General features: G+C 73.8%; 8 protein-coding genes and 1 pseudogene. 3 read left to right on the top strand and 6 right to left on the bottom strand.

The window, feature by feature from the left end:
• The coding region (locus AC51EU_RS24560) for an FAD/NAD(P)-binding protein (protein ID WP_496269238.1) at nucleotides 1–1,604 on the bottom strand (1,604 nt) is incomplete at its 3' end.
• Entirely contained in the window at nucleotides 1,601–2,509 is a 909-nt protein-coding gene (locus tag AC51EU_RS24555) for an amino acid ABC transporter permease (RefSeq protein ID WP_496269236.1), read from the bottom strand. The genes AC51EU_RS24560 and AC51EU_RS24555, both read right to left, overlap by 4 nt.
• A 478-nt stretch (nucleotides 2,510–2,987) precedes the next feature.
• Here AC51EU_RS24555 and AC51EU_RS24550 point away from each other — a divergent pair, with 478 nt between their 5' ends.
• From AC51EU_RS24550 to AC51EU_RS24540, 3 genes are read left to right on the top strand one after another with little or no spacing between them, the layout of a single operon-like run.
• Nucleotides 2,988–4,067 carry an LLM class flavin-dependent oxidoreductase gene (locus AC51EU_RS24550; protein ID WP_496269235.1) on the top strand — a complete coding sequence of 360 codons (1,080 nt, stop codon included), beginning with the start codon at nucleotides 2,988–2,990 and terminating at the stop codon, nucleotides 4,065–4,067.
• The gene (locus AC51EU_RS24545; protein ID WP_496269234.1) at nucleotides 4,064–4,564 is read left to right on the top strand and encodes a GNAT family N-acetyltransferase; all 501 of its coding nucleotides are present in this window, start codon (nucleotides 4,064–4,066) and stop codon (nucleotides 4,562–4,564) included. The genes AC51EU_RS24550 and AC51EU_RS24545 overlap by 4 nt, the downstream gene beginning before the upstream one ends.
• A complete protein-coding gene (locus AC51EU_RS24540) occupies nucleotides 4,561–5,523 on the top strand; it encodes an ABC transporter substrate-binding protein (RefSeq protein WP_496269233.1) in 963 nt (320 codons plus the stop codon). The genes AC51EU_RS24545 and AC51EU_RS24540 overlap by 4 nt, the downstream gene beginning before the upstream one ends.
• A gap of 49 nt (nucleotides 5,524–5,572) precedes the next feature.
• Here the strand turns inward: AC51EU_RS24540 and AC51EU_RS24535 are convergent, their stop codons facing one another.
• From AC51EU_RS24535 to AC51EU_RS24520, 4 genes and pseudogenes are all read right to left on the bottom strand, one after another.
• Nucleotides 5,573–6,175 carry a GTP-binding protein gene (locus tag AC51EU_RS24535; RefSeq protein ID WP_496269232.1) on the bottom strand — a complete coding sequence of 201 codons (603 nt, stop codon included), beginning with the start codon at nucleotides 6,173–6,175 and terminating at the stop codon, nucleotides 5,573–5,575.
• A complete protein-coding gene (locus AC51EU_RS24530) occupies nucleotides 6,159–6,497 on the bottom strand; it encodes a DUF742 domain-containing protein (RefSeq protein ID WP_496269231.1) in 339 nt (112 codons plus the stop codon). The genes AC51EU_RS24535 and AC51EU_RS24530 overlap by 17 nt, the downstream gene beginning before the upstream one ends.
• The gene (locus tag AC51EU_RS24525) at nucleotides 6,494–6,919 is read right to left on the bottom strand and encodes a roadblock/LC7 domain-containing protein (protein WP_345093419.1); all 426 of its coding nucleotides are present in this window, start codon (nucleotides 6,917–6,919) and stop codon (nucleotides 6,494–6,496) included. The genes AC51EU_RS24530 and AC51EU_RS24525 overlap by 4 nt, the downstream gene beginning before the upstream one ends.
• Nucleotides 6,916–7,241 (bottom strand): annotated as a pseudogene (locus AC51EU_RS24520) (hypothetical protein); the annotation flags it as partial. The gene AC51EU_RS24525 and the pseudogene AC51EU_RS24520, both read right to left, overlap by 4 nt.

Genomic DNA, 7,241 nt, shown 5'->3' with positions numbered 1-7,241 from the left:
CCGTCGGCGTGCAGCGCGCGCAGCAGGGTGTCGCGGGTGCGGGCGACGGACGGTTCCGGCAGCCGGGCCTCGACCAGGGCGCGGGCCCGGGTGGTCTCCCCCGGCACCGTCGTGGACGCGGCGGCGAACAGTCCGTGCCGTTCGTCGGCGGTGACGGTCAGTCCGGCGCCGAGGAAGCGCACCACACCGGCCCGGGAGAGGGCGAGGAGCCGGCGCAGCCGGGGTCCTGGCGGGCCGGAGGCGAGGTAGCTGAAGAAGCCGTGCCACCAGGGGCCGCGGTCGCCGAGCCGGACCAGCTGGCCGTAGACCGACAGCAGGGCGTGGAAGACGGCCAGGTCGGGGCTGTGCCCAGGGTCGTGGCGGCGGGCGAGGTCGGCCTCGATGTGGTCGCGCAGCGCCTCCTGGAGCGCCTCGCCGTCCGGCAGGCGGACACCGGCCAGGGGGTGGTCGAGGGCGTCCGGGTCGAACCGGTCGGCGGGGTCGGGGACGGTGGCCTCGACGAGCGCCCGTACCTCGGGGCCGCCGGGCCGGGAGGCGGCGTACGCCTTCTCGAAGGCGGGCCAGCCGCCGCGGGTGCGCTCGGGGTGGGCGGTGAACAGCCGGTGGTAGTGGGCGTACCCCAGTTCCTTGTCGATCAGCGGCCGTACGTCGCGGGCGAAGTCGATGCCGCCGGGCCGGGCGAGGAGCGCGTCGGTCTGCCGGGGGCCCAGGAAACGCGGCAGCGGCGGCAGGGCGCCGGCCACCTCGTAGCCGATCTTGGAGTGGTAGGGCACGCCGCGGCGCGACCCGACGTGCAGCACCGGTTCGCGGCCCGAGGGCCGGTAGACGAGCCGTCCGCCGGGGCCGGTGGCCCAGCTGCCGCCGCGGCCCTCGGTGAGCAGCACCATCAGGTCGACGAAGGCCAGCCCGAAGCCGCGCACCAGGACGTCCTCGCCGGGCCGCAGGACGTCGAGGTCGCTGTCGGCGGTGAAGTCCGGCGGCAGGTACGTCAGCCCGTGCCGCCGCGCGAAGCGCGCCAGCTCGCGCTGTCCTGGCTCCGGTTCGGCGTCCAGATGGCCCAGGGCGAGGACGACGGCGTCGGCGGTGAGCGGGGCGGGGCGGCCCGCGAGCCACACCTGCTGGCGGCCGTCGCGCGGGCCCGCGACGCGTACCGCCCGGTCCCGGTGCTCATGGACGGTGATGTGCGGCGGGAGGGCGGCGACGGCCCGTTCGTACACCCAGGTCAGATAGGCGCTCTGGAGCCGGCGGCCGGGGAAGTCGCGCGGGCCGAGGGCGGCGATGTCCGCGGCGAGCGGGGCGGGCAGGCGGACCGTGCCGGCGCGCACCGCGTCGGCCCACTCGGCGAAGGACGGGCCCGGCCGTACGGGGCCGGCCATCTCCACCGTGTCGTCGGTGAACATCGTGACGTCCTCGGCGGTGGAGTTCATCCACAGCAGCGGGGACTGGTCCTGGCGCCATATCCGGCCGCCGCCGGGCGGATAGGGGTCGACGAGGTGCAGGTCGAGGGGGGTGGTGCCGGACAGCTCCGGGGCGTTGGCGGCGATCCGTTCGACGATGCCGGTGGCGCGCGGCCCGGCCCCGACGACGACGAGGGAGGCGTTCACCGGGCACCGGCCGTTCCGCGGGCGTAGCGCCGCTCGACGTAGTGCTGGCCGACGCCGAGCAGGGAGGTGACCACGATGTACCAGACGGTGGCGACCAGCAGCATCGGGACGACCTGGTAGGTGCGGTGGTAGACGAGCTGGACGGAGTAGAGCAGGTCCTGGACGGCGATCACGCTGACGACGGAGGTGCCCTTGAGGGTGCCGATCAGCAGGTTCGCGGCCGGGGGGACGATCGCCCGCATCGCCTGCGGCAGCACGATCCGGCGCAGCCGCCGGCCGGCGCCGAGCCCGAGCGCCTGGGCCGCCTCGGTCTGTCCCTTGTCGACGGAGAGGACCCCGGCGCGGACGATCTCGGCGGCGTAGGCGGCCTCGTGCAGGGTGAGGCCGATGACGGCGACGGCGACCGGGCCGAGCAGGTTGACCGTGCGGACGCTGAACAGCTCGGGTCCGAACGGGACGCCGAGCGCGATGCGCGGGTAGAGGGCGCCGATGTTGAACCAGAACAGCAGCTGCACCAGCAGCGGCACCGAGCGCAGCAGCCAGACGTAGCCGCGTGCGACGCCGCTCAGCACCGGGTGGGAGGACAGCCGCATCACGGCGAGGAGGGTGCCGAGGGTGAAGCCGAGCGCGGTGACCAGCGCGGTCAGCCACAGGGTGAGGCCGAGGCCGCGGAGGACGGCGGGGGTGGTGAAGTACGCGGTGACGGTGGGCCAGCCGAAGGCGTCGTTGCGGACGACGGAGACGAGGGCGGCGGCGAGCAGCAGCAGGACGAGCGCGGCGGCGGTCCACTGGCCGGTGCGGCGGACGGGGACGACGCGGAGGACGCCGTCGGAGGGGGCGGAGGAGGTGCCGGGCGGGCGGGGGCCCGGCACGGCGTCGGGCAGCACTGTGTCGTTCACAGACATGCGTGAAGGCTCCGTGGATTCAGTGATCGAACACGGGGAGAAGCGCCTTCACACAGGCGGGACGGCCAAGCCCCTCAGCACGGCCGGTCCTTGAGGCTATGGGGTCGGCACGGCCGATTGTCAAGACTGTCCATTTCGGCGTCCACATCGTGAGAGGACGGTCATGTCACGGTTGACGCGGAAACGGATGCCTGTTCCACTTGGCCGCATGAACGCATGGCAGTGGCTGGTCACCCGCGACCACATCGACCTCGGTCGTGTGTGGTCCGCGTCCTGTTGAGCTGACCTCCTGCCCCTTGGCCCGCCGCCCGTCCGGCCGGGCCGTTCCGCGGTTCCTCCCTTGCCACCGCGCGCCTTCACACCGCGCCCCTCCGGCGCACCCTCCCCTCGCTCTTCCGCCGCGTCCGGCCGCCCCGGCCCCGACGCCGGCGGCCCCCGCTCCACCCCCTGTTCCGTCCCTCCCGCAGAAGGGCGCGGTATGCGCTTCGGCGTCATGACTTTGATCGACAACGTTCCGGACGCGGTGTCCGGCCACCTCCTCACCCCCACCCAACGCCTCCACGAGGTCGTCGAACTCGCCGTACTGGCCGAGGAGTTGGGATTCGACGCGTTCGGCGTCGGGGAACGGCACGGACCGCCGTTCCTCTCCAGCTCGCCCCCGGCCGTCCTCGGCGCGATCGCCGCGCGCACCCACCGCATCCGGCTGTTCACCACCGTCACGGTGCTCTCCACCCTCGACCCGGTCCGTGTCGCCGAGGACTACGCCACCGTCGACCAGCTCTCCGGCGGCCGGCTGGAGCTGACCATCGGCAAGGGCAACGCCCCCGAGCCCTGGCGCCTGTTCGGCCGCGACCCGGCCGACCAGTACCCGCTCCAGGAGGAGAACTACGAACTGCTGCGCCGGCTGTGGAGCGAGGAGAACGTCACCTGGTCCGGCGCCTTCCGGCCGCCGCTCGACGAGGTCACCGTCCTGCCCCGCCCCCACCAGCAGCCCCCGACCGTCTGGCACGGCAGCGCCACCCACGAACGCTCCGTGGAGCTGGCCGCGCTGTGGGGCGACCCGCTGTTCACCGCCAACGTCATCCAGCCGGTGTCCGCCTACGCCGCGCTCGTCGACCGCTACCGCGCCCGCTGGGAGGACTACGGCCACGACCCGTCGGCCGCGGTGGTCGCCGCGGGCGGCACGCTCTACACGGCGGCCGACGACCGCGCCGCACGCCGGGAGTTCCGCCCGTACTACGAGAGCGCCGTCGCCGCCCGGAACGTGCCCGGCAACAACACGCCGTTCCGCACCGTGGACGACGCGGCGGACCACGGGCCCGCCTTCATCGGGTCGCCCGTCCGCATCGTGGACAAGATCGTCCAGCAGCATCTGGCGTACGGCCACAGTGTGCAGTTCTTCTCCGTGGAGAGCGCCGGACTGCCGTTCGTCCGCAAGGCCGAGGTGCTGCGCCGCACCGCGGCCGAGGTGCTGCCCCGCGTCCGCCACGAGCTGCCCGACCAGCTGCCCTGGCCCGCTCCCGTCCGCCCCGAGCCCGCCGGGGAGGCCGCCGGATGACCACCGCGCACCGCACCACCGGGCCGACCGTGCTGCACACCACGGTCACCGACCCGCTCGCCCGCCCCCTCCTCGCCGAACTCACCCACGAGTACACCACCCGCTACGGGCACCCCGTCGACCTGGACGCGGAGTACCCCGCCGCGGCGTTCACCCCGGCCAGGGGCGGCGCGTTCCTGCTGCTCCTGGAGGACGGCGGTCCGGTCGCCGGAGGCGCCTACCGCCGCCGCGACGCCCGCACCGCCGAGCTCAAGCGCATCTGGACGCACTCCGCGCACCGCCGCCGCGGCCTCGCCCGGCAGGTGCTGACGGCGCTGGAACGCGAGGCCGCCGACCGCGGCTACACCCGCCTCTACCTGACGACGGGACCGCGCCAACCGGAGGCCAAGGGCCTCTACCTGGCGGCGGGTTACCGTCCCCTCTTCGACGTCACCGCCGACCCGGAGACGATCGGCCCGCTGCCGTTCGAGAAGGAGCTGGAGACCCCCCGGCCATGACCCCCACCACGCCCCGGCCACCGGGCCGCGGACGCGCACGCACCCGCAGGGCCGCCCTGCGCGCCGCCGCGCTGCTGGCCGCCGCGGTCCTGGCCCTGGCCGGCTGCGGCTTCGGCGGCGGGGACGGCGCCCCGGACACCGCGAAGATCCCCACCACCGACGTGGTCTCCGGCGTCACCGAGGACCCGGCGGCCGCCGCCCTGCTGCCCGCCGGCGTCCGCGAGCGCGGCACCCTCACCGTGGCCTCCTCCGTCGGCACCCCGCCCGGCAGCACCTTCCTGGACGACGGCACCACCGTCGCCGGGCAGGACATCGACGTCACGGACGCCGTCGCCAAGGTCCTCGGGCTCACCCTGCGCCGGGAGGTCGCCGGTTTCGAGGCGATCCTGCCCGCGCTCGGCAGCGGCAAGTACGACCTGGGCACCGGCAACTTCGGCGTCACCGAGGAACGCCGCCGGACCCTCGACTTCGTCACGTACATCAACGACGGGCAGGGCTTCGCCGTCCGCGAGGACAGCCCGCTGAAGAAGGTCACCTCACTGCGGCAGCTGTGCGGCCTGACCGTGGCCACCGGCGCCGGCACCACCTTCGAGGCGACGCTGGAGAAGAACCGCCACCGCTGCGCGGACGCCGGGAAGAAGCCGTACGAGGTCAGGACGTACGCCGAGGACGGCGCCCTGTGGCTCTCCCTGCGGCAGGGGCGCAGCGACGTGGTGATGAGCACCATCAACGGACTGCGCTACGCGGTACGGCAGCAGCAGGGGCTGCGGTTCCTGGGCGAGTTCAAGCGGCTGGACGTCGGCCTCGCCTTCGCCAAGGGCAGCCCCCTCACCCCCGCCGTGCGGGCGGCCGTCACCCGGCTGATGAAGGACGGGACCTACGACCGCATCCTCAGGAAGTGGGGCACCACCGCCTCCGCGATCAAGGTCTCGGAGATCAGCCCGCACGAGATCCGCTGAGGCGCGGGCGGGGGCGCGGACGGCCGCCGGGCCGCCCGCACCCCGCGCCTCAGCGCGCCGGGACGCCCGCCCGGGCCGTCCCGCCGGACACATGGCGGCGGACGACCTGGTCCATCAGGGCGGCCAGGACATCGCGTACCGACCCGCGGGCCCGCGCGTCACAGGCGATCATCGGCACCCCGCCGTCGATGCCCAGCGCCTCGCGGACCTCCTCCAGTTCGAAGAGGCGGGCGCCGTCGAAGCGGTTGACCGCGAGGACGAACGGCGTCCCGCGCTCCTCGAAGTAGTCCAGCGCCGGGAAGGAGTCCTCGATGCGCCGGGTGTCGACCAGCACCACACTGCCCAGCGCGCCCTCCACCAGGTCGTCCCAGAGGAAGGAGAAGCGGTCCTGGCCCGGTGTGCCGAACAGGTACAGCACGATCGCCGGGTCGAGGGTGATCCGGCCGAAGTCCAGCGCGACCGTGGTGGTGGTCTTGTTCTCCACCCCGACGAGGGAGTCCACCCCCACCGAGACCTGGGTGATCGCGGCCTCGGTGTCCAGCGGTTCGATCTCGGAGACCGCGCCGATGAACGTCGTCTTGCCGACGCCGAGCCCACCGCTGACCACGATCTTCACGGCGAGCGGCGCGGCTTTGTCAGAGCGCCCTGACATGGTCCCTGATCCTCTCCAGGACATGGAGCGGCAGCTCCGTGGGTTGTTGACAGACCAGCAGGCCGTCGACGACGAGATCGGAGATCAGCACCTTGGCCACCCCCAGCGGCACCCCGATCCCCTCGGCCACCTCGGCCACCATCGCCGGCCGGGCGCACAGCGACACGATCCGGCGGCGTTCGAACTCCAGCGACGCCAGCGGCGGATCGGGCACCGCGACCACCAACGTCTCCAGCCGCAGCCCGTCGTGCACCGGCTCCGCCCGGCCGCCGGTCATGATGAACGGCCGGACGAACAGCGCGTCCTCGCTCTCCTCGCTCATCGCGGCAGTACCTGCCGCAGGTCCGCGATCAGCGCCGGGGTGAGCAGGTCCCCGGCCCGTTCGGCGAGGACGGCCATCTCGTAGCCGACAAGGCCGAGTTCGCCGCTGCTGTCCGCGAGGACGCCCAGGCAGCTGCCGTCGCGGATCGCCGAGACCAGCAGGAAGCCGCGCCCCATCTCGATCATGATGAGCTTGACGCCGTCGAACTCGTACCGGCGCGAGGCGCTGCGCGCCAGGCTCGACAGGCCCGAGACCACGGCCGCGAGATGGTCGGCGTCGGTGCGGCCGAGCCCGTCGGAGACGGCGATCAGCAGCCCGTCGGAGGAGACGGCGACGGCGTCGCGCACCCCGTCGGTCCTGCGGACGAAATTGGCCAGCAGCCAATTGAACGTCTGGGAGTCGTTGTGGAGGTCGACGCTCACTTCTGGTCACCCTTCCCGGTGGTCTGCGCCACCCGCTCCGGCTGCCTCTCCTGTTCCTGGTCCGGCTCCCGGGATTCCGCCTCCCGGTCCCGGTCCGCCGGGGGCGGCGCGGACTCCTGCGTCCGCGCGCGGGCCTCGGCCCGCTCCCTCTCCTTCTCCACGCTGATCGCGCCGCGCATGTGGGCGCTGCGCAGCCCGGAGAGCATCCCGGAGATCTCGTCGGGCGAGCGCTCCGGCGTCGGTGCGGCCTCCTGCTGCCAGCGGGGGGCCGCCGCCTCGTCCACCGCCGACCGGATGGCGCTGCGCCGGGCCCGCTTGACCA

The organism is Candidatus Streptomyces philanthi (assembly GCF_059553635.1).
Note: the sequence above shows the minus strand (reverse complement) of the source record. Positions and strands in the feature narration are given on the sequence as shown.

Excerpts from the sequence above, each read along its gene's own strand:
- AC51EU_RS24555 (WP_496269236.1), bottom strand. The coding sequence starts at position 2,509 with ATGTCTGTGAACGACACAGTGCTGCCCGACGCCGTGCCGGGCCCCCGC.
- AC51EU_RS24550 (WP_496269235.1), top strand. The coding sequence starts at position 2,988 with ATGCGCTTCGGCGTCATGACTTTGATCGACAACGTTCCGGACGCGGTG.
- AC51EU_RS24545 (WP_496269234.1), top strand. The coding sequence starts at position 4,064 with ATGACCACCGCGCACCGCACCACCGGGCCGACCGTGCTGCACACCACG.
- AC51EU_RS24540 (WP_496269233.1), top strand. The coding sequence starts at position 4,561 with ATGACCCCCACCACGCCCCGGCCACCGGGCCGCGGACGCGCACGCACC.
- AC51EU_RS24535 (WP_496269232.1), bottom strand. The coding sequence starts at position 6,175 with ATGTCAGGGCGCTCTGACAAAGCCGCGCCGCTCGCCGTGAAGATCGTG.
- AC51EU_RS24530 (WP_496269231.1), bottom strand. The coding sequence starts at position 6,497 with ATGAGCGAGGAGAGCGAGGACGCGCTGTTCGTCCGGCCGTTCATCATG.